A 514-nucleotide genomic window follows, 5' to 3' on the forward strand; every position below is an offset into this window, starting at 1 on the left:
ATAGCGGACGGACGGCTCCCGGCGCTGCGACCGGCGCGCGGCCATCACCCACTCGTGGCCCTTGTTCGTGGCCAGGACGGTGGGCATCCGGCCGAGGTCGGCGATGTTGTGGGCCTGCAGCGAGGCGATGTTGCGGGTCGTGATGGCCACCGGCTCGACGAGGTTCAGGCCCTCGATCGGCCCCCACTCCCCCAGCAGCGGGAGCGCGGAGACGGCGAGCGAGCAGCCCGTCGAGTAGCCGAGCACCTGCATGTACTCGGGATTGCGGACGTCGCCGACCTCGAGCGCCTCGGCGACGTAGGCGAGGTTCAGCTCCGCCCAGGCGTCGATCCGTCCGTGCAGCATCTCGGTGCGGACGCCTTCGGAATGCTGTGCCCGAACCGGCTCATGCCCGGGATCTCCGTGACCACGACGGTGAGCGAGGTCGCATCCGCCAGGTGCGCGCACTTGGCGATCTCCCACGGTCCGAGCGGGTGTGAAGCCGGGGAAGTAGACCAGCACACCGTGGGACACC

At 70.0% G+C, this 514-nt stretch carries 1 protein-coding gene; it reads right to left on the reverse strand.

Annotation, left to right across the window (positions count from 1 at the left end; translation table 11 throughout):
* On the reverse strand, positions 1 to 345 hold a 345-nt coding region (locus BN358_RS25450), incomplete at its 3' end, for a hypothetical protein (protein WP_198018406.1).
* Positions 346 to 514: the final 169 nt, after the last annotated feature.

The organism is Sedimentibacter sp. B4, from assembly GCF_000309315.1.
Lineage (GTDB): Bacteria > Bacillota > Clostridia > Tissierellales > Sedimentibacteraceae > Sedimentibacter > Sedimentibacter saalensis.